Consider the following 20,589-nt stretch of genomic DNA (forward strand, 5'->3'; position numbering starts at 1 on the left):
CCTCCTGTCGACGGGCGGCTATTCGACGGTGATCGTGCGCGTGTCGAGGCCCGGGCCCGCGACGTCACGCTAGTTCGACGCGCGAGGTGGCCCGGCGGTTTCCCGCGGGGTCTACGGTGGCGAGGTGGACGACTGTCTCTTCTGCAAGATCGTGGCCGGCGACATCCCCGCGGAGGTCGTGCACACGACCGAGCGCACCGTCGCCTTCCGCGACCTGGCCCCCCAGGCCCCGACCCACGTGCTCGTGGTGCCGCGTGACCACTACGCCAACGCCGCCGAGCTCGCCACCGGCGACCCCGAGGCCATGGCCGAGCTGGTCCGCACCGCCGCGGCCGTGGCCGTCGCCGAGGGGTACGCCGACGACTACCGCCTGGTCCTCAACACCGGGGCCGGTGCTGGGCAGTCGGTCTTCCACACCCACCTGCACCTGCTCGCCGGGCGTGCGCTCGGCTGGCCGCCAGGCTGAGGGTCTCGACAGGCTCGACCACCGGGTCCGACCCGGCCCACCGTCAGGTGAAGGCGTACCAGACCCGCATCAGCGCGAAGACGACCGGCAGCCCGAAGACCACCAGCAGCACCCAGGCGGTGATCCGGTGCAGGGGCTTGGTGCCGTCGAGGTTGCCGGCGAAGTCGAGCAGCGCACCGTCGGGGACGTGGTGCGTCAGGCCCATCGTGCGTGCGTCGGGCGGGAGGTGCCCGCCCGGGAACCAGTAGGGCGGGGTCTCGTCGTCGGGCCCGTAGTCCTCGTCGAACTCGTCGAACTCGTCGAACCGGTCGACGGAGTCATCCCGCATGGCCCCACCGTATGCCCCCGGGCCGTGCGGGCGCTGTGCGTTCGCCGGGACGGACACGTGTCGGGGCCCACTCCCACCCCGAGCGGTGAGGATCTCGCAGGCGCCCGCAGGCCTGGGCGACGTAGGATGAAGGATCCGACTCCACGACGAAAGGCCGCCCGCCCCGGGCACCCATGACTGACTCGAACTCCTCTGCTGACTTCCAGACGCGGCACACCGTCGTGGTCCCCAACAGCATCAACATGGTGAGCCTGCTCGGCCCGGGCGACGAGTACCTCGGGATCATCGAGGGCGGCTTCGAGGCCGAGATCCACGTGCGCGGCAACCGGATATCGATGAAGGGCGAACCCGGTGAGGTCGCCCTCGCCGAGCGGCTCCTCGACGAGCTCGTCACCATCATCCGCACCGGTCAGGGCGTCACGTCCGAGACCGTCGAGCGGGTGATCGAGATGCTGCGCACCGAGACCACCGAGCGCCCCGCCGACGTGCTGTCGCTCAACATCCTCAGCAACCGCGGTCGCTCCATCCGCCCCAAGACCCTCAACCAGAAGCGCTACGTCGACTCGATCGACAAGCACACCATTACCTTCGGCATCGGCCCCGCCGGCACCGGCAAGACCTACCTGGCGATGGCCAAGGCCGTGCAGGCGCTGCAGGCCAAGGACATCAACCGGATCATCCTCACCCGCCCGGCCGTCGAGGCCGGCGAGAGCCTCGGCTACCTGCCCGGCACCCTGAGCGAGAAGATCGACCCCTACCTGCGCCCGCTCTACGACGCCCTGCACGACATGGTCGACCCCGAGTCGATCCCCAAGCTGATGGCCGCCGGCACCATCGAGGTGGCGCCGCTGGCCTACATGCGCGGTAGGACTTTGAACGACAGCTTCATCATCCTCGACGAGGCGCAGAACACGACGCCCGAGCAGATGAAGATGTTCCTGACCCGCCTGGGCTTCGGCTCCAAGATCGTCGTCACCGGCGACATCACCCAGGTCGACCTGCCGGGCAGCGTCAAGTCGGGCCTGCGCATCATCGAGGGCATCCTCGACGACGTCGACGACATCTCGTTCCAGCGCCTGACCGCCCACGACGTCGTACGCCACCGGCTGGTCGGCAAGATCGTCGCGGCCTACGACGAGTTCGACCAGCGCGGCGGGCTGAGCACGGCCCAGGAGCAGCGACGGTGAGCCGCGCATGACCATCGAGATCCTCGACGAGTCGGGCACCGGCATCGACGTCAAGCACCTGGCCCAGCTCAGCCGGTTCGTCATGGACGCCATGCGCGTGCACCCGCTGGCCGAGCTGTGCATCAAGGCCGTCGACGAGGCCACCATCACCGAGCTCAACGAGAAGTGGATGGACAAGGAGGGCCCGACCGACGTGCTGGCCTTCCCGATGGACGAGCTGAGGCCCGGTCTGGTCGACGAGGAGCCCGAGGAGGGCGTGCTCGGCGACATCATGCTGTGCCCGCAGATCGCCGCCGCCCAGGGCGAGGCCGCCGGCCACGGCACCCTCGCCGAGATCGAGCTGCTCACGACCCACGGCATCCTGCACCTGCTCGGCTACGACCACGCCGAGCCCGAGGAGCACGCCGAGATGTTCGGGCTCCAGGACCAGCTGCTCGCGGAGTGGCGCAGCCGATGAGGGCCACGCGGTGACCGGCACCCTCACCCTGCTGGTCGCGGCGCTGCTGATCGTCCTGGCCGGCGTCTTCAGCGCCGTCGACGCCGCCCTCGGGTCGTTCTCGAAGGCCCGTGCGCAGGAGCTCGTCCACGACGAGCGCGCCGGTGCCACGCGGCTCGTGGTGCTCCTCGAGGACGCACCCCGCCACCTCAACACCGCGCTGCTGCTGCGCCTGCTCTGCGAGATCTCGGCCACCGTGCTCGTGACCCTCGAGCTCGACCGGGCCCTCGACGGCGAACGCTGGGTGAGCGTGCTCCTCGCGATCGGCGTGATGCTCGTGGTCTCGTTCGTCGTGGTCGGCGTGGGCCCGCGCACCCTCGGCCGCCAGCACTCCGAGCAGGTCGCGCTCTGGTCGGCCGGGGCGCTGGCCGCCTTCACGACCGTGCTCGGACCGCTGTCCGGACTGCTGATCCTGCTCGGCAACGCGATCACCCCGGGTAAGGGCTTTCGCGAGGGGCCGTTCGCGTCCGAGACCGAGCTGCGCGAGATGGTCGACATCGCCGAGGCCTCCGCGCTCATCGAGGCCGACGAGCGCAAGATGATCCACTCCGTCTTCGAGCTCGGCGACACGACCGTGCGCGAGGTGATGGTGCCCCGCGGCGACGTGGTCTACATCGAGCACTACAAGAACCTGCGCCAGACCATGTCGCTGTTCCTGCGCAGCGGGTTCTCGCGGCTGCCCGTGATCGGCGACAACCTCGACGACATCAGGGGTTTCGCCTACCTCAAGGACATCGTGCGCCGCGACTTCGAGGCCCCCGACGTCGAGCTGACCCAGCACGTCGAGGAGGTCATGCGACCCGTGGCCTGGGTGCCCGAGTCCAAGCCCGTCGACGACCAGCTGCGCGAGATGCAGGCCGGGCGCCAGCACATCGCCGTGGTCGTCGACGAGTACGGCGGCACCGCCGGCCTCATCACGATCGAGGACCTGCTCGAGGAGATCGTCGGCGAGATCACCGACGAGTACGACCAGGACGAGATCGAGGTCGAGGCGCTGCCGCTGGGGCCCGACGGCGGTCCCGCCGGCTACCGCGTGTCCTCGCGCTACCCCGTCGACGACCTCGACGAGCTCTTCGGCTTCGACGTCGAGGAGGAGGACGTCGACAGCGTCGGCGGCCTGATGGCCAAGCACCTCGGCCGGGTCCCGATCCCCGGCTCCTACGTCGAGGCCCACGGGCTGCGCTTCGAGGCCGAGGACACCGCCGGGCGCCGCAACAAGATCGGCACCGTGCTGATCCGCCGCGTCGTCGCCGAGCCCGTCGAGGCTTCCCCCGACCCGGCCTCGGTCGACGCCTAGGAGACAGCCCACGTGGCTGGGGCGCCTGTCTAGGCTCCTGAGGCATGAACCCCGCCACGCTGCCCGGCCTGCGCCTGCTGACCGGACTGCGGCCCGACGGCCCCCGGACCGTGCTCGAGCTCGACCTGAGCCACGGCGTCCAGGCCGGAGCGCCCCGCAACCCGCTCGAGGCGCTGCGCCAGCGCCAGGCGCCGGGCCTGCGCTCCGTCGGCGACGGGCTGCGCCGGGCCGCGGCCGACGACGACGTCCTCGGGCTGCTCGTCCACGTCGGCACCTGCCCGCTGTCGCCGGCCCTGGCCGACGAGGTCGGGGCGATGATCGCCGACTTCTCGCAGGACAAGCCGTCGATCGCGTGGACGGCGACCTTCGGCGAGCTCTCCAGCGGGCTGGTCGGCTACCGGCTCGCGGTCAACGCCCGCGAGGTGTGGGTGCAGCCGTCGGGAGCACTCGGCCTCACCGGCGTGCACCTGGGCATCACCCTGCTGCGCGGCGGGCTGGAGAGGCTCGGGGTCGACCCCGAGTTCGGTCAGCGCCACGAGTACAAGTCGGCCGCCGACCAGTTCGCCGCGACCGAGGTCAGTGCCCCCAACCGCGAGATGGTCCAGCGTTTGGCCGACGCCGTCGTCGACGACACCGTCGCCCGGGTCGCCGTACGCCGCGGGCTGACGACCGACGACGTGCGCGGGGCCATGGCGAGAGCACCGCTCTCTGCAGCGGCGGCCCTCGAGGCCGGGCTGGTCGACCGCGTCGGCTACCGCGACGAGGTCTACGCCCACGCCCGCGAGACCTGGACGCCCGCCTGGGTGCCGGTCTTCGTGCAGCGGTGGGCGCACCGGCAGCGCCCCGGCGCCGCCGACCGGCTCGGTGCGCTGACCCACCGGCACCGACCGGTGGTGGCCGTCGTCGACGTGACGGGTCCGATCGTCCTGGGCCCCGGCACGGGCGCCCAGGCCGGCGCCGACCGGGTCGGGGCCCGGCTGCGCGAGGCTGCCCGTGATGACGACGTCGAGGCGGTTGTGCTGCGCGTCGACAGCCCCGGCGGGTCCTACGTCGCCAGCGACGCCATCCGCCGCGAGGTCCTCCGGCTGCGCGAGAGCGGGCGCCCGGTCGTCGCGACCATGGGCACCGCGGCCGCGTCGGGAGGCTACTTCGTCGCCATGCCGTGCGACGAGATCGTCGCGCAGCCCACCACGCTCACCGGCTCCATCGGCGTCCTGGCCGGCAAGATGGTCGTCGCGCGACTCCTCGACCGGGCCGGGATCGTGCGCGAGCCGATCGACTCCGGGCCGCGCGCCGGGTTCCTCGCGCCGGGCCGGTCGTTCACCGATGACGAGTGGCAGGTCCTCGACGCCTGGCTCGACGCGGTCTACGCCGACTTCACCGCCAAGGCCGCCGCCGACCGCGGCCTCGAGCTCGCCGTCCTCGAGCCGTTGGCCCGGGGCCGGGTCTGGGCCGGCACCGACGCCCACGAGCGCGGCCTGGTCGACCACCTCGGCGGCACCCGCCTGGCCCTCGAGCGCGCCTGCGCCCTGGCCGGGCTCGACCCCGACGACGTGCGCCAGCCGTCGCACTCGCCGGTCGAGTGGCTGCAGCGGCTGCGGCCCGCCGAGTCCAGCGAGTCGCCGGCGGCCGCGCGTGCCGTCCTCCCCACCGGTCCCGAGGCGCTGCTCGAACGGCTGGGCGCCTCGGTCGGGATCGCGGTGCCCCACGGGGTCCTGTCGATGCCGCTGCGGCTCTCCCTAGGCTGAGCGCATGACCGAGCCCACGACCGAACCCACCAGCGAGCCCGTGGCCGAGCTGAGCGCCGAGGACGCCAAGCTGGTCACCCTGGCCCGCGCCACCCGGGCCCGCACCCAGGCCGCCGAGGGCGCGGCCGTGCGCGACCACGACGGTCGCACCTACGCGGCGGCGACCGTCGACCTCGCCGCGCTGCAGCTGACCGCGGTCCAGGTGTGCGTCGCGATGGCCGTCGCGTCCGGCTCGCGGGGCCTGGCCGCCGTCGTGGTGCTGGGCGACGCCACCGAGCTCACCCTGCCCGACCGTGCCGTCCTCGAGGAGTACGCCGGACCCGACGTCGTCGTGCACCTCGCCGACGCGCGCGGCAACCTCGTCGGCCCCTGACCCCGCGCCGGCGGCGCGTGGTCGGCACGGACCACCGGAGTGGCCAACCTCTCGTCGTCCGACCCGCCCCCGATACCCACGGTGCATCGGCCCGGCCGCGGGAGTAAGTTGCGAGGAGTGAGGGATCGGGACCACGCAGACATCTGGCGACAGCACGACGAGGCGGTCGCACGGCTCGCCGCGTCGTACGACGCGATCCCGGTCGGGCAGCCGGTGCGCCTGGCCAAGACGACGACCAACCTGTTCCGGGTGCGGTCCACCACGACGGCCCCGGGCCTCGACGTCTCGGGCCTGACCGGCGTCCTCGAGGTCGACCCGGTGGCGCGCACCGCCGAGGTCCAGGGCATGTGCACCTACGAGGACCTCGTCGACGCCACGCTCCCGCACGGCCTGATCCCGCTGGTCGTGCCGCAGCTGCGCACGATCACCCTGGGCGGCGCGGTCACGGGCCTGGGCATCGAGTCGACGAGCTTCCGCAACGGCCTCCCGCACGAGTCGGTCCTCGAGATGGACGTCTTCACCGGTGCCGGCGAGGTCGTGACGACCCGGCCCGGCGACGAGCTGTTCGACGCGTTCCCCAACTCCTACGGCTCCCTGGGCTACGCCACCCGCCTGCGCATCGAGCTCGAGCCCGTCGCGGCCTACGTCGCCCTGCGCCACGTCCGCTTCGACGACGCGGCCCTGCTCACCAAGACCATCGAGGCCATCGTGGCCAGCGGCGAGCACGAGGGCGAGCCGGTCGACGGCCTCGACGGTGTCGCCTTCTCGCCCGACGAGCTCTACCTCACGCTCGCGCGCTGGACCGACGACGTCGGTCACGGCGGCCACCGCGGCCCGGCCTCCGACTACGCGGGGCAGCAGGTGTTCTTCCGCTCCCTGCAGGAGCGCGAGACCGACCTGCTCACGATGTACGACTACCTGTGGCGCTGGGACACCGACTGGTTCTGGTGCTCGGGCGCCTTCGGTGCGCAGAACCCCCGGATCCGCCGGTTCTGGCCGCGCTCGCTGCGCCGTTCCGACGTCTACATGAAGCTGCTCGGGCTCGACCGCCGCTTCGACATCGCCGACCGGCTCGACCGCCGCGCCGGCCGGCCCCGGCGCGAGCGCGTGGTGCAGGACATCGAGGTGCCCAGCGCCCGGCTGCCCGAGTTCCTGACGTGGTTCGACGCCGAGGTCGGGATGCGCCCGGTGTGGCTGTGCCCGCTGGTCGCCCGACGCTCGTGGCCGGCGTACCCCCTGGAGGCGGGCGAGCCCTACGTCAACGTCGGCTTCTGGGGCACCGTGCACGTCGGTCCCGACGCTCCCGACGCCCCGCGCAACCGCGCGATCGAGGCCAAGGTCCACGAGCTCGGCGGCCACAAGTCGCTCTACTCCGAGGCGTTCTACGACCGCGAGACCTTCGACGACCTCTACAACGGGCCGCACGTGGCCGCGGTCAAGGCGCGCCACGACCCCGACCACCGCCTGACCGACCTCTACGACAAGACGGTCCGCCGTCTCTGAGCCGAAAGTGAGCACGCTCTTGCCCACCCCCTCCTTCAAGATCGCCGACGTGGTCGCCGATCTCACGCGCGGCGGCATGCCGCTGCGCTTCACCGCCTACGACGGCAGCGCCGCCGGTCCCGAGGACGCCGAGATCGGTCTCGAGCTGGTCAACCAGCGCGGCCTGCAGTACCTCGTGACCGCCCCCGGCGACCTGGGCCTGGCCCGGGCCTACGTCGCGGGCGACCTGGTCGTCCACGGCGAGCACCCCGGCAACCCCTACGAGGTGATGCAGAAGCTCAAGGACCACACCAAGTTCCGGGCGCCGTCGGCGTCCGAGCTGGTGACGATCGTGCGCGGGCTCGGCCTCTCCAACCTCAAGCCGCCGCCCCCGCCGCCCCAGGAGCACCTGCCGCGCTGGCGCCGGGTGATGGAGGGGGTCCGCCACTCGCTGAGCCGCGACGCCGAGGCCATCTCCCACCACTACGACGTGTCCAACGCGTTCTACCGCCACGTCCTGGGCCCTTCGATGGCCTACACCTGCGCGGTCTACCCGACCGCCGACGCCACGCTCGAGGAGGCGCAGACCGAGAAGTTCGACCTGGTCGCCCGCAAGCTCGACCTGCAGCCCGGCCAGCGGCTCCTCGACGTGGGCTGCGGCTGGGGCGGCATGGTCATGCACGCCGCCAAGGAGTACGGCGTCAAGGCGCTCGGCGTGACCCTGAGCCGCCACCAGGCCGAGTGGGCCAAGCAGGCCATCGACGCCGCCGGGCTCGGCGACCTCGCCGAGGTGCGCCACCTCGACTACCGCGAGGTGCTCGAGGACGGCTTCGACGCCGTGTCGTCGATCGGGATGACCGAGCACATCGGCGTCAAGCAGATGCCGGCCTACTTCTCCTTCCTGCGCGACAAGCTGCGCCCCGAGGGGCGGCTGCTCAACCACTGCATCACCCGTCACAACAACCTGCCCGCCCGCACCGGCGCGTTCATCGACCGCTACGTCTTCCCCGACGGCGAGCTCACCGGCTCGGGCCGGATCATCACCGAGGCCCAGGACGCCGGCCTCGAGGTGATGCACTCCGAGAACCTCCGCCACCACTACGCCCTGACCCTGCGCGACTGGAACCGCAACCTGGTCGAGCACTGGGACGAGTGCGTCGCCGAGGTCGGCCTCGGCACCGCCCGGGTCTGGGGCCTCTACATGGCGGCCTGCCGGGTGGGCTTCGAGCGCAACGAGGTCCAGCTCCACCAGGTCCTCGCCGTGCGCACCGCCGACGACGGCGCCGACGGGTTCGCGCTGCGCCCGACCTGGGGTTCCTGACGCACCCACTAGTCTCGACCCGATGAGCACCAAGGCAGCGACGTTCGAGGCAGAGGTGCTGTCGCGGACCCCGTTGGCGGCCCACCTCGTCCGGCTCGTGCTCGGCGGGTCGGGGCTGGCCGGGTTCACCAGCACCGGCATCCCCGACGAGTGGGTCGGGCTCGTGGTGCCCGGTCAGTTCCAGAGCCGCTACTACACCGTGCGCGCGTGGGACGGCGAGCGACTCACGCTCGACGTCGTCGTGCACGACGTCGGCCTGGTCACCGAGTGGGCCGCGGGGCAGTGCGTCGGCGACACGGTGACGATCACCGAGCCCAAGGGCTCCTTCGCGATGCCCGAGGGCGCTGCGTGGCTGATGCTGGTCGGCGACCTGACCGCGTTGCCCGCGATCGCCCGCATCGCCGAGACCGTCGAGGTGCCCACCCGCATCTGGGCCGAGGTGCCCGACGACATGTCGACCTATCTCCCGGCCGCCGAGGTCGACTGGCTCGGCCAGCCCGGTGACGGCGAGAGCCGCCTGGCCGACGTGGTCTCCGACCTGGTCTGGCCGCAGGGTGACGGCTACTTCTGGATGGCGGGGGAGTCCGCGCAGATGCGGGCGATCCGCAAGCACCTGATGCGTGAGCGGCAGCTGCCGAGCACGGCGTACGACGTGATGGGCTACTGGCGCGCGGTCGCCGGCCGGCAACCCCGCGCCGTCGACCCCGTGCGACAGACCGAGACAGGGACGAGACCATGACCGAGCCCACCCCCGAGGCCCCCGAGGCCCCCGAGCTGCAGGCCCACAAGAGCGGCTTCGCGTCGTTCGTCGGGCGGCCCAACGCCGGCAAGTCGACGCTGACCAACGCGCTGGTGGGCAGCAAGGTGGTCATCACCAGCTCCAAGCCGCAGACCACCCGTACCGTCGTGCGCGGCATCGTGCACCGGCCCGACGCCCAGCTGATCCTGGTCGACACCCCCGGCCTGCACCGGCCGCGCACGCTGCTGGGCGAGCGGCTCAACGACCTGGTCAAGACCACGCTCGCCGAGGTCGACGTGGTCGCCGTGTGCTTTCCGGCCAACGAGAAGATCGGTCCCGGCGACCGCTTCATCGTCAAGGAGATGGGCAAGGTCAAGCGCACCACCAAGGTCGCGATCGCCACCAAGACCGACCTCGCGACCCCCGAGCAGCTGGGCCAGCACCTCCTCGACATCGCGACCCTCGGGGCCGAGACCGGCACCGACTGGGCCGAGATCGTCCCGGTCTCGGCCCAGGCCGGCCACCAGGTCCAGCTGCTCGCCGACCTCCTGGTCGGGCTGCTGCCCGAGGGCCCGCAGCTCTACCCCGACGGCGACCTGAGCGACGCCCCCGAGGAGATCATCGTCGCCGAGCTGATCCGCGAGGCCGCGCTCGAGGGCGTGCGCGACGAGCTGCCCCACTCGATCGCCGTCGTCGTGGAGGAGATGAACCTGCGCGAGGACCGTCCCGCCGACAAGCCGCTGCTCGACATCCACGCCAACCTCTACGTCGAGCGCGACTCCCAGAAGGGCATCATGATCGGCCACAAGGGCGCCCGCCTCAAGGACGTCGGCACCCGCGCCCGCCAGCAGATCGAGGCGCTGCTCGGCACCCCGGTCTACCTCGACCTGCACATCAAGATCGCCAAGGACTGGCAGCGCGACCCGCGCCAGCTGCGCAAGCTGGGGTTCTAGCCGGCGCCGGAGGCGCACGAGGGCAGCGGCGGGCCACGCCCCCGGTGCGGCTGGTGTGGTCTCGAGACGGTCGCCAGGGCGACCTCCTCGACCACCGTGGGTGGCGGTCCGGGTCGACCTCAGTCAGGCGCCCAGCACCGGACGAACGTCTGGCCGGCCGCCCACTGCTCGGCGTCGGGGCCCTCGTAGGCCCACTCGTAGTCGAGCGGGTCGGCGGCCACGCCCGCGGCGGCGTCCTCGCAGGCGGCCCCGGTGTCGTCGACGGCCGGCGCCCCGGGGTAGCGACCGGGGTCGAGGGCGATGACCGAGAAGGCGCGCCAGGTGTGCGGGGCGCTGCAGGGCACGCGCTCGAAGGTGCGGGCGGCAGGACTGGCGGTGCCGCACATGCCGTAGCGGTCTCGTCCCGCGGGGGTGTCGAGCACGCCGGCCAACGACCCGCGGACGTCGAGGAGGTCCTCGGCTCCGGCGAGCGCGACGACGTCGCAGCGGTACCAGGCGGCGCCCTTGCCGGCCTGTTCGAGGCTGGGGGTGAACCAGACCGACCGCAGCATGCTGAGGCGCTGGTCCTGCAAGGTGCCGCCGACGACCGCCCCGAGGGCGGCCGGGCAGGTCTGCGCCACGTCCTTTTGGACCCGGTCGGAGTCGACGGCGAGCAGGTGGCCGCCGACGACGTTGTCGATGCGGCCGACCTGGTAGGTCTGGGCCGTGTGGGGAGCGGTGCACGGGACCGGTGACTCGCCGTTGGTGGGTGACACGGCCTGGCGGTAGGTCAACCGGTAGCAGGCGTCGTCCGCGGGGACGGTGACCGGGGTGGCCCGCGGTGGCGGCGTCGGCGTGGGCGTCGCGCTCGGGGTGGGTGTCGCGGTCGGTGCGGGGGTCGGGTCGTCACCGGAGCAGCCCGCGAGGACGCCCGAGGCGCCGACCGACACGAGGGCCGCCGCGAGGGCGGTCGCCGCGCTCTGTCGCCTACTCATCGGTCGCGGCCCAGCACACCGAGCGGCGGTTGCCGGCGGCCCACTCGGCCTCGTGGAACCACGTGTAGCCGTAGTTGAAGGTGGGTGGGTAGTTGAGGTAGGCCTGCACCGACTTCTTGCAGAAGTCGCGCGAGCGGACCTCGGAGAGCCGGTCGCCCGGGTAGGGGTCGTCGACCTCGCCGAGCTTGATGGTGGTCACCGCCCGCCAGGTGTGGGGCTGGCTGCACGGGATCTTGACCGAGTCGGCCACCGAGGGGCCGTCGACGCAGGCGACCCACCGGTCGTCGGGCCGTCCCTCGAGGAGGCCGCGGGCGGTCTCGGGCAGGGTGACCAGCGACGCGCTCTGCTCGCCCCCGCCGACCACGTCGCAGCGGTACCAGCGGGCGCCGGCGTCCCACGCCTTCTCCGAGGGCCGGAACCACGCCCAGCTCAGCACCGTGCGCATCGCCGTGCTCTCGTCGGCGCCCAGGAAGGTCTGCAGCCCGGAGCTGCACGTGTCGTAGGCGAACGCCCCCACCTCGGGCGAGTCGTACGCTGCGTCGCGCAGCCCGGTCGGCAGGTCGCCCACGGCGAAGGTCTCGGCCGTGTGCTTGGCGCTGCAGTCGACCACCCGGGTCGCGTTGGTCGGTGCGGACACGTCGGTCAGCGTGAGCTGACGGCACGCGCCGAGGGCGGGCGCCTCCACCGCGTCGACCTGCTCGGGGTCGGCGCCGGCCGGGGCCGGCCCTGCCGGGTCGCTGCACGCCGACAGCCCCGAGCCGAGCAGCACGAGCAGGGCGGCCGCCGCTGCCGACGTCCTGCCGCGAGTCGTGCGTTCCCGGGTTGCCACGAGGGGCGATGCTACCTGCGCACCGACACGCCCCCGCGCGGGTCAGGCCAGGAGCGCGGCCAGGGTGCCGCCGAGCTCGTAGGCCTGCTCGCGCTCCCGGTCGCCCACCTCGCCGAGCACCTCGAGCACCGGCGCCGCCTGCGCCCACGGCAGGGCCGCGACGATCGACTGCACGCTGCGCACCGCGCCGGTCGTGTCGTAGCGGCCGTGCACCCACAACCCGTAGGGCTTCCTGCCGGCCGCTGTCGCCGTCCCCGAGCCGTCGGCGTCCAGGGCGCCGCCCACCTCGAGGAAGACCGTGTCGAAGAAGTGCTTGAGAGCACCGCTCATGTAGCCGAAGTTGGCGGGCGTGCCGAGCAGGTAGCCGTCCGCGGCCAGCACGTCGGCGGCCGTGGCGTCGAGGGCGGGCCGCACCACGACCTCCACCCGCTCGATCGCGTCGTCGCGCGTGCCGGCAAGCACCGCGTCGGTCAACGACCGGACCAGCGAGGTGGGGGAGTGGTGGACGACCAGCAGGCGGGGCACCAGCGCAGGGTAGTGCGGTCCTGAGGGGCGGCCCCGGGGTGTGGCCTGCGTCGCACCGGCGGGGTGATTCCTCCCTGGTCCAATCCCCCGGGGGGTCGTCGACGAACACTGCACGTCCCCTCCCTCCGAACGTGAGAGGAGTTCGCCATGAACTCCACGCCCCGCAACCGCACCAAGAAGACCCTCGCCGCGATCGCCGGCCTCGCCCTGCTCGCCCTGCCGCTCGCGGCGTGCGGCAGCGAGGACGAGGACAGCGCGGGCGGCAAGCCCGAGGCCATCGCGATGATCGGCGACCTGAGCACCGACGGTGGCACCACCGCCGTCAAGCTCGACGCCGGCACCCTCGAGGCCCTCGACGGCCTCGGCGTCGTGCCCGGCACCTTCGGTACCGCCAAGATCACCGACGGCTCGATCATCTTCCCGATCACCGGCGGCAACGTGACCGTGTTCGAGAAGGACGCCGTGCCGCGCTACGTCGTCGGCCAGGTCCAGCACGAGGGCTCGGGGCTGTCGCTGACCGCCGGTGGCAAGACCGTCGTCGTCGGCAACTTCAACGTCGACCCCACCGTCTCGCTGGTCTACGGCGACGTGGCCCTCGACAAGAAGGTCGTCGCCACCAGCATCCCGATCCTGCGCCTCGACGGCCGCACCCTGATGACCCCGACCTTCAACGACGGCAAGGCCGTCCTCGAGGGCTCCGGCGTCTTCCTGACCGACGGCGCGGCCGACCTGCTCAACAGCACCTTCGGTGTCGACGCCCTCAGCGGCAGCACCAAGATCGGCGTCGCCAAGATCACGGCCAACATCCCGGCCGCTTCCTGATCCAGACCCCGGTCCCCCCGCCCGCACGGGCGGGGGCACCCACCCTGTGGCCCGCGACGCACGTCGCGGGCCACAGGTCGTTCAGCCCTCCTCCAGGCGTACGGCGGGCAGCGCGAGCCACAGCAGGCTGAAGAACAGCAGGGCGACGCCGCTCGCCGCGACGGCAGCGCCGGTGCCGACGGTGACGTCGAAGACCAGGCCGAGGACGCCGGCGCTGGTGAGCGCGAGCATCGTCAACCCGGCCCGGGCGGCCTTGTCGGCCGCCGCGACGATCCACCGACGTTGGTGGTGGTGGAAGAGCAGCCGGTGGAACGCCACCGGGGCCACGACGAACCCGGTCGACAGGACCGCCCCGCACAGCACGGCGAGGTACCACCGCACCTGGCCGTCGGTGAGGTCAGCGTACCGGTCGGAGAACGGCACCGTCAGCAGGAACCCGGCCGTGATCTGCGCGCCGGTCTGCGTCACGCGCAGCTCCTGGAGCAGCTCGTTCCAGTTGCGGGTCAGCCGGTCCTCAGGACTCTCGCGCCTGTCGCCGGGGCTGTCGTGCGGGCTGTCGCTCGGGCTGTCGTCCACCATCCGGGCACGTTAGCCCCCTCGTGCTCCCGCAGGCGGGCTATGGTGGAGGAGTCATGATGCCGCGTCCCCTCCTCCTTAGCCGCCGCAGCGAGGTCTGAACCGCCGACCTCCTCGCTGCGGAGAGCGTGCTGCGCCGGCGAACCGCCCAGCCACCTTGCAGGAGAAGATCGTGACCAGCACCCGTCCCCAGCCCGGCGTCCACCACACGGGCGCGCAGCGCAGCAGCGGCATGCCGCACCAGCGCTACGAGCCGTTCATCCCCGTCGACCTGGTCGACCGCACCTGGCCGGCCAAGCGCATCGAGAAGGCCCCGCGCTGGTGCGCGGTCGACCTGCGCGACGGCAACCAGGCCCTGATCGACCCGATGTCGCCGGCGCGCAAGCTGACGATGTTCAAGCTCCTGGTGCAGATGGGCTACAAGGAGATCGAGGTCGGCTTCCCCAGCGCGAGCCAGACCGACTTCGACTTCGTGCGCCAGCTCATCGACGAGGACCTGATCCCCGACGACGTCGTCATCCAGGTGCTGACCCAGGCCCGCGAGGAGCTCATCGAGCGCACCTACGAGGCGATCCGGGGGGCCAAGCAGGCCATCGTCCACCTCTACAACTCGACCTCGACCCTGCAGCGTCGCGTCGTCTTCGGGCTCGACGAGGACGGCATCGCCGACATCGCCGTCCAGGGCGCGCGGCTGTGCAAGAAGTACGAGGAGGGCGTGCCCGAGACCGAGGTCTTCTACGAGTACAGCCCCGAGTCCTACACGGGCACCGAGCTCGAGTTCGCCGTCCGGGTCTGCAACGAGGTGCTCGACGTCTTCGGTCCCACCGCCGACAAGCCGGTCATCATCAACCTGCCGGCGACCGTCGAGATGGCGACGCCCAACGTCTACGCCGACTCCATCGAGTGGATGGACCGCCACCTGCGCCACCGCGAGCACGTCGTGCTCTCGCTGCACCCGCACAACGACCGCGGCACCGCGGTCGCGGCGGCCGAGCTCGGCTACCTGGCCGGCGCCGACCGGATCGAGGGCTGCCTGTTCGGCAACGGCGAGCGCACCGGCAACGTGTGCCTGGTGACGCTGGGGCTCAACCTGCTCACGCAGGGCATCGACCCCGAGATCGACTTCTCCGACATCGACGAGATCCGGCGCACCGTCGAGTACTGCAACCAGCTGCCCGTGCACGAGCGCCACCCCTACGGCGGTGACCTCGTCTACACCGCCTTCTCCGGCAGCCACCAGGACGCCATCAAGAAGGGGTTCGAGGCGCTCGAGCGCGACGCGGCCGCCGCGGGCCACAGCGTCGACGAGCACCCGTGGGCGGTGCCCTACCTCCCGATCGACCCCAAGGACGTGGGCCGCTCCTACGAGGCCGTCATCCGCGTCAACAGCCAGTCGGGCAAGGGCGGGGTCGCCTACATCCTCAAGACCGAGCACAAGCTCGACCTGCCGCGGCGCGCGCAGATCGAGTTCAGCCGCGTGATCCAGCAGCGCACCGACACCGAGGGCGGCGAGGTCACCCCCGACGAGATCTGGGCCGCGTTCCGCGCCGAGTACCTCGACCGCACCACCCCCCTCTCGCTCGACTCCGTCCACACCAGCTCGGCGGCCGGCGAGAAGGACGCGCTCACGGTCGGCGTCCACGTCGACGGCGAGCTGCGCACCCTGGAGGGTGTCGGCAACGGGCCGCTGTCGGCGTTCTGCGACGCGCTCAACGGGCTGCCGCAGGGCTACGACGTCCGGGTGCTCGACTACAGCGAGCACGCGCTGAGCGCCGGCGGTGACGCGATCGCCGCGGCGTACGTCGAGTGCGCGGTCGGCGACCAGGTCGTGTGGGGTGTGGGGCTGGACGCCAACATCGTCACCGCGTCGCTCAAGGCGGTGCTCAGCGCCGTCAACCGGGTGGGGTGACCCAGCTAGGTCAGTGGCCGGCCCGCGCCGGCGCGCGCTGGGCGGCGAGGGGGAAGCAGACCCGGAAGGTGGTGCCGCGACCCGGCTCCGACTCCATCGCGATCTCGCCCTCGTGGGCCGCGACGATGGCGGCCACGATGGCCAGCCCGAGCCCGGTGCCGGGGATCGCGCGACTCTGGGCCTCCTCGCTGCGGTAGAACCGCTGGAAGACCGCTTCGTGGTCGCTCTCGGGGATCCCGATGCCGGTGTCGCGCACGGTGAGCACGGCGCGTGACCCGTCGCGGCCGAGCACGACGTCGACCCGGCCGCCGACGGGCGTGAACTTGACCGCGTTGCTGAGCAGGTTGGCGACGAGCCGGTCGAGCTGGGCCTGGTCGCCGGTGACCTCCAGCGGGGTCGTCCCGGGGTCGACGTCGATCCTCAGGCCCTGCCCGTCCTGGGGGAGCGCCCTCGGGTCGTGGGCCGCCGCGAGGCAGGCGCGCAGGTCGACGCGGGTGCGGACCCCCACGCTCGCGGGTGACTCGAACCCGCTGAGCAGCAGCAGGTCGTTGCAGATCGCCACCAGGCGCTGGCTGTTGCGCGCGATCGTCTCGAGCACGGGCACCTGGTCGGGCGACGGGGCGGTGATGCTCCCGTCGCGCAGCATCTCGGTGTAGCCGATGATGCTCGTGACCGGGGTGCGCAGCTCGTGGGAGACTGTCGAGACGAACTCGTCCTTGGCCCGGTCGAGCGTGCGCAGCTGCTCGACGGCGGTGCGCTCCTTCTCGAGCGCGGCGACCAGGGTCGCCTGTCCCTCGCGCTGCTCGGTCACGTCGCGACCGACGCACAGGAAGCCCACCCGACCCGCACCGAGGTCGTCGGTGACGCTCAACGTCATCGAGACGATCCGCTCGTGGCCGCGTCGGGTGCGCCAGGTCCAGTCCTGCGCCGGCGACTCGTCACGGTCGCCGATCATGCCCACCAGGCACATGAACGCGTCGCGGTCGCCCGTCGCCCCGGTGCGGGCGTGCAGCTGACCCCGGTCGAAGAGGTCGACGAAGGGGCTCCCCTCGAGGTCGTCGACCGACCGGCCGAGCATCTGCGCGGCCCCCGTGTTGGCCAGCGTGATGCGGCCCGAGCCGTCGACACCCAGCAGGGCGGTCGCGATCGAGGCGGAGAGCAGGTGCGACATCAGCCCGGTCATGCTGCGCTCGGTGGTGACGTCGATGCCGGTGAGGACGGCGTACGACGGCATGCCGTGCTCGTCGCGCACCACGTTGCTGTTCCACACGACGCGCACCGGCTGGCCGTCGGCCCGTCGGCCGACCCGCTCGGAGACGATGGGGAAGCCCGAGCGGTTGGGCCACACGAACATGGCCTCGGTCTCGTGGCGCGACAGCGGGGCGAGCGTGAGGTCCCACAGGTCGCGACCGAGGAGGTCGGCCTCGCTGAACCCCGTGAGGTCGCTGGTCGCCGCGTTGGCACGGATCACGGTGCCGTGGGCGTCGGTGACCAGGACGATGCAGGCGGTCGTCTCGAGCGTGGCGTCGTTGAGCCTGTGGGCGTCCACGAGCCGGCGCAGCACGTCGTGCTCCTGCGTGACGTCGAACAGCTGGGCCGAGAGGATCCGCGAGCCGTCGCGCCGGTCGATCGAGGCGACCGCGACCTCGATCCTGCTGCCGGGGCGACGGACCGCCGCGGCGTGGCCGTGCCACGCGTCGGCGTCGCCGTCCCGCAGGCCCGCCAGACCGTCGAGGCCGTCGAGGCCGTCGAGCGCGTCGAGCACGTCGACGAGGCGGGCGCCGACGAGCTCGTCGTACGACGCCCCGAGGGTGGTGCAGCCCGCGTCGTTGACCTCGTCGACCAGCAGGTCGCCGGACCCCTCGCGGAGCAGGACCATGCCCAGCGGCGACTCCGTGAACGTGCGACGGAACAGGTGCTCGTCGGCGGAGGCCTTGTCGAGCAGGTGCCGCCGGTGCTGCACGGTCAGGGCGAGCGGCAACGTCATGAGGGCCGCCGCCAGGACGAGCACGAGGACCACCGCGCCGGTCCCACCGTCGTCCAGTCGGGCTGCGGGGACGGGCCCGTAGCCCTGCGAGGTCGCCAGGGTCGCGGCGAGCGCGAAGCCGAGCAGCTCGAGCGCGACGACCCCGGGGTCGAAGCGCAGGCACGCCCACACCAGCAGGGGCAGCGGGGTGAAGAGCAGCGGGACCGCCTGCCCCGGCGAGAACACCACGGCGGTCACTGTCATCAGGGCCAGCACCTGCAGGACCAGCTCGGGCAGTGCCTGCGACCCGACCCTGGCCCGGTGGACCAGGAGCACCAGCGCGCACAGCAGGACCGTCGACACCGCGTGCTGCGCCGCCACCTCGGCCAGCGTGGCGGCCGTGGGGTCGGCGGGGAAGCCCCGCAGGAAGGGCTCGGCCAGCGCGACGGTGCCACACGTGGTCGCGGCCGCGAGCAACGCCACCAGGTCACGCAGGTTCGCCAGCCGGCCCGGCACCCGTCCCAGGCGCGTGAGGGCGGCGCCGCCCAGGAGCGCCTGCACCGCGTGGGCGGCGGCGATGGCCGACGCCGTGCCTGGTGAGGCTCCGAAGGCCAGCCTGACGGCACCCGCCACCACGACGATCCCCAGCAGCGCCACGGGCCAGGAACGGCGCGGTGTCACCGCCACGAGGGCGACGCAAAGACCGACGCTGCTCCACCACGAGGTGAACGCCGACCCGGGTCCGAACCCGAGCAGCAGGACGGCGTCGACGGCCCCGATCGCCACGAGCAGCGCCAGTGCGCGCCGGATCACGGTCGCGGATGCCCAGTCCACCCGCTGATTCTCGACCACGCGGTGCTCCGATCGCGGCACATCGTGGCGGGCGACACGCAGCGGTCCAGACCGATCGCAGCCGGTAGCCTCGAGGTCATGTTGGTCTCCGAGCGCATCGGGCAGTTCTTCCTCGAGAGCGGGTCGGGCCGCGACCGCCTCGAGTACACCGAGTACGGCTCGGGCGACGCGTGGGTGGTCCTGCTGCACGGGCAGCTGATGCCACGGCGCATGCACCAGCTGCTCGCGCGAGCGCTGGCGGCCGAGGGACTGCACGTCGTGGCCCTCGACCTGTTGGGCCACGGACGCTCCGACCGGCCCGCCGACCCGCTGGTCTACTCGATGACGGCGTTCGGCGAGCAGGTCGTGGCCCTGCTCGACCACCTCGGGGCCGCACAAGCGGTCATCGGCGGCACGTCGCTGGGGGCCAACGTCTCCCTCGAGGTCGCGGCGATCGCGCCCGAGCGGGTCCGTGGTCTGCTGCTCGAGATGCCGGTGCTCGACAACGCCCTCGAGGCCGGCATCGTCGCGTTCGCGCCGCTGCTGTTCGTCGCGCGGTTCGCGCCGTTCACCGTCAACGGCCTGCGTCGCGTGACCAAGGTCGTGCCGCGGGGGCTCGTGCCCTTCTGGGCCGGCATCGTGCTCGACACCTGCAACCAGCGGGCCGACTCGATGGCCGCGGTCGTCCACGGCCTGTTCTTCGGCCGGGTCGCCCCGGCGTCGAAGGAGCGCCGCGCGATGACCATGCCCGCGCTGGTCGTCGGGCACCCCTCCGACCCGATCCACCCCGCGGCCGACGCGGCGATGCTCGCCTCGGAGATGCCGCACGCCACCTTCGTGCGCGCCCACAGCATCCTCGAGTGGCGGTTCTGGCCGGCCCGGCTCGACCGGGCCGCCGTCGAGTTCGCGCTCGCCTGCTGGAAGCAGCCGGCGCGTGCGCGGCGTACGCGGGGCACGACCGCCTGAGTGGGATGATCGGGAGGTGCCTCTCTACCGCGACGAGGCGGTCGTGCTGCGCACCCACAAGCTGGGCGAGGCCGACCGCATCATCACCCTGCTGACCCGCCACCACGGCCGGGTCCGTGCGGTCGCCAAGGGGGTGCGGCGTACGACGTCGAAGTTCGGCTCGCGCCTGGAGCCCTTCACCCACGTCGACCTCCAGCTCGCCGAGGGGCGCAACCTCGACATCGTCACCCAGGCCGAGACCCGCTCGCTGTTCCACGCCCAGATGGGTCACGACTACGACCGCTACACCTCCGGCACCGCGATGCTCGAGACCGCCGAGCGCCTGGTCACCGAGGAGAAGGAGCCGTCGCTGCAGCAGTTCCTGCTGCTCGTCGGTGGCCTGCGCGCCCTGTCGGCGCCCGACCGGCGGCCCCTGCAGGTGCTCGACTCCTACATCCTGCGCTCGCTGTCGGTCGCCGGCTACGCCCCGACCTTCACCCACTGCGCCCACTGCGGCATCGAGGGCCCGCACCGTTGGTTCAACCCCTCGATGGGCGGTGCCCTCTGCGTGACCTGCCGGATCCCCGGCTCCGCCTCCCCGGCGCCCGAGACCTTCCTGGTCCTCGGCGCGCTGCTCGCCGGCGACTGGGACGCCGTCCACGCGGCCACCGACCGCACCCTGCGCGAGGCGAGCACGCTGGTCGCCGCCTTCCTCACCTGGCACCTCGAGCGACAGCTGCGCTCGTGGGAGCACGTCCAGCGCTGACGTCGAGCCGACGGCGTGGCCGGGACCTCGTCGCGTCGCGGCCTGGATCACCGTGC

The 20,589-nt window shown here is 72.4% G+C and carries 20 protein-coding genes; 14 read left to right on the forward strand and 6 right to left on the reverse strand.

Annotation, left to right across the window (positions count from 1 at the left end; all coding sequences use genetic code 11):
* The first annotated feature begins 124 nt into the window (after positions 1-124).
* On the forward strand, positions 125-466 hold the full coding sequence (locus FZC61_RS04115) for a histidine triad nucleotide-binding protein (RefSeq protein ID WP_148612830.1): 342 nt from the start codon (positions 125-127) through the stop codon (positions 464-466).
* A 43-nt stretch (positions 467-509) separates the two neighbouring features.
* Here the strand turns inward: FZC61_RS04115 and FZC61_RS04120 are convergent, their stop codons facing one another.
* Positions 510-794 (reverse strand): hypothetical protein, encoded by a 285-nt coding sequence (locus FZC61_RS04120; protein ID WP_148612832.1) that lies wholly within the window; start codon positions 792-794, stop codon positions 510-512.
* A gap of 173 nt (positions 795-967) precedes the next feature.
* On the opposite strand from FZC61_RS04120, the gene FZC61_RS04125 reads away from it, so the two are divergent.
* From FZC61_RS04125 to era, 9 genes are all read left to right on the forward strand, one after another.
* Complete coding sequence (locus FZC61_RS04125) at positions 968-1,981, forward strand: PhoH family protein (protein ID WP_148612834.1); 1,014 nt, start codon at positions 968-970, stop codon at positions 1,979-1,981.
* A gap of 7 nt (positions 1,982-1,988) precedes the next feature.
* On the forward strand, positions 1,989-2,438 hold the full coding sequence (ybeY, locus tag FZC61_RS04130; RefSeq protein WP_148612836.1) for an rRNA maturation RNase YbeY: 450 nt from the start codon (positions 1,989-1,991) through the stop codon (positions 2,436-2,438).
* A gap of 10 nt (positions 2,439-2,448) precedes the next feature.
* Entirely contained in the window at positions 2,449-3,774 is a 1,326-nt protein-coding gene (locus FZC61_RS04135) for a hemolysin family protein (RefSeq protein WP_148612838.1), read from the forward strand.
* 44 nt (positions 3,775-3,818) lie between these two features.
* Positions 3,819-5,522, forward strand: a complete 1,704-nt coding sequence (sppA, locus tag FZC61_RS04140) for a signal peptide peptidase SppA (protein ID WP_148612840.1) — start codon at positions 3,819-3,821, stop codon at positions 5,520-5,522.
* A 4-nt stretch (positions 5,523-5,526) separates the two neighbouring features.
* Positions 5,527-5,895 carry a cytidine/deoxycytidylate deaminase family protein gene (locus tag FZC61_RS04145; RefSeq protein ID WP_148612842.1) on the forward strand — a complete coding sequence of 123 codons (369 nt, stop codon included), beginning with the start codon at positions 5,527-5,529 and terminating at the stop codon, positions 5,893-5,895.
* Positions 5,896-6,012: 117 nt separating this feature from the next.
* The gene (locus FZC61_RS04150; protein ID WP_211357084.1) at positions 6,013-7,398 is read left to right on the forward strand and encodes an FAD-binding oxidoreductase; all 1,386 of its coding nucleotides are present in this window, start codon (positions 6,013-6,015) and stop codon (positions 7,396-7,398) included.
* A 7-nt stretch (positions 7,399-7,405) separates the two neighbouring features.
* Positions 7,406-8,698 (forward strand): class I SAM-dependent methyltransferase, encoded by a 1,293-nt coding sequence (locus FZC61_RS04155; RefSeq protein WP_342780309.1) that lies wholly within the window; start codon positions 7,406-7,408, stop codon positions 8,696-8,698.
* Positions 8,699-8,720: 22 nt separating this feature from the next.
* Entirely contained in the window at positions 8,721-9,437 is a 717-nt protein-coding gene (locus tag FZC61_RS04160; RefSeq protein WP_148612844.1) for a siderophore-interacting protein, read from the forward strand.
* The gene (gene era / locus FZC61_RS04165; protein WP_148612846.1) at positions 9,434-10,390 is read left to right on the forward strand and encodes a GTPase Era; all 957 of its coding nucleotides are present in this window, start codon (positions 9,434-9,436) and stop codon (positions 10,388-10,390) included. The genes FZC61_RS04160 and era overlap by 4 nt, the downstream gene beginning before the upstream one ends.
* 119 nt (positions 10,391-10,509) lie before the next feature.
* Here era and FZC61_RS04170 read toward each other — a convergent pair whose 3' ends face one another.
* The 3 genes from FZC61_RS04170 to FZC61_RS04180 are packed head-to-tail and all read right to left on the reverse strand — an operon-like array spanning position 10,510 to position 12,718.
* Positions 10,510-11,364, reverse strand: a complete 855-nt coding sequence (locus FZC61_RS04170; protein ID WP_148612848.1) for a septum formation family protein — start codon at positions 11,362-11,364, stop codon at positions 10,510-10,512.
* Entirely contained in the window at positions 11,357-12,193 is an 837-nt protein-coding gene (locus FZC61_RS04175) for a septum formation family protein (protein ID WP_246142512.1), read from the reverse strand. Before FZC61_RS04175 ends, FZC61_RS04170 begins: the two co-directional genes overlap by 8 nt.
* Before the next feature lie 42 nt (positions 12,194-12,235).
* Entirely contained in the window at positions 12,236-12,718 is a 483-nt protein-coding gene (locus FZC61_RS04180; protein WP_148612850.1) for a flavodoxin family protein, read from the reverse strand.
* A 147-nt stretch (positions 12,719-12,865) separates the two neighbouring features.
* On the opposite strand from FZC61_RS04180, the gene FZC61_RS04185 reads away from it, so the two are divergent.
* Positions 12,866-13,540 carry a hypothetical protein gene (locus FZC61_RS04185; protein ID WP_148612852.1) on the forward strand — a complete coding sequence of 225 codons (675 nt, stop codon included), beginning with the start codon at positions 12,866-12,868 and terminating at the stop codon, positions 13,538-13,540.
* A gap of 81 nt (positions 13,541-13,621) precedes the next feature.
* On the opposite strand, the gene FZC61_RS04190 is transcribed toward FZC61_RS04185, so the two are convergent.
* Positions 13,622-14,119 (reverse strand): DUF6328 family protein, encoded by a 498-nt coding sequence (locus FZC61_RS04190; protein ID WP_148612854.1) that lies wholly within the window; start codon positions 14,117-14,119, stop codon positions 13,622-13,624.
* A gap of 169 nt (positions 14,120-14,288) precedes the next feature.
* Between FZC61_RS04190 and leuA the strand changes: the two genes are divergently transcribed.
* A complete protein-coding gene (leuA, locus tag FZC61_RS04195) occupies positions 14,289-16,025 on the forward strand; it encodes a 2-isopropylmalate synthase (RefSeq protein ID WP_425465806.1) in 1,737 nt (578 codons plus the stop codon).
* 10 nt (positions 16,026-16,035) lie between these two features.
* Here leuA and FZC61_RS04200 read toward each other — a convergent pair whose 3' ends face one another.
* Positions 16,036-18,825: an ATP-binding protein gene (locus FZC61_RS04200; protein ID WP_170285975.1), complete on the reverse strand. Its 2,790-nt coding sequence runs from the start codon at positions 18,823-18,825 to the stop codon at positions 16,036-16,038.
* 96 nt (positions 18,826-18,921) lie between these two features.
* Here FZC61_RS04200 and FZC61_RS04205 point away from each other — a divergent pair, with 96 nt between their 5' ends.
* Both FZC61_RS04205 and recO read left to right on the forward strand, forming a co-directional pair.
* Entirely contained in the window at positions 18,922-19,788 is an 867-nt protein-coding gene (locus FZC61_RS04205) for an alpha/beta fold hydrolase (protein WP_148612858.1), read from the forward strand.
* A gap of 16 nt (positions 19,789-19,804) precedes the next feature.
* Positions 19,805-20,533 carry a DNA repair protein RecO gene (gene recO / locus FZC61_RS04210; RefSeq protein ID WP_148612860.1) on the forward strand — a complete coding sequence of 243 codons (729 nt, stop codon included), beginning with the start codon at positions 19,805-19,807 and terminating at the stop codon, positions 20,531-20,533.
* The last annotated feature ends 56 nt before the right edge of the window (positions 20,534-20,589 follow it).

The sequence above is a fragment of the Nocardioides rubriscoriae genome, from assembly GCF_008087085.1.
GTDB classification, from domain to species: Bacteria; Actinomycetota; Actinomycetes; order Propionibacteriales; family Nocardioidaceae; genus Nocardioides; species Nocardioides rubriscoriae.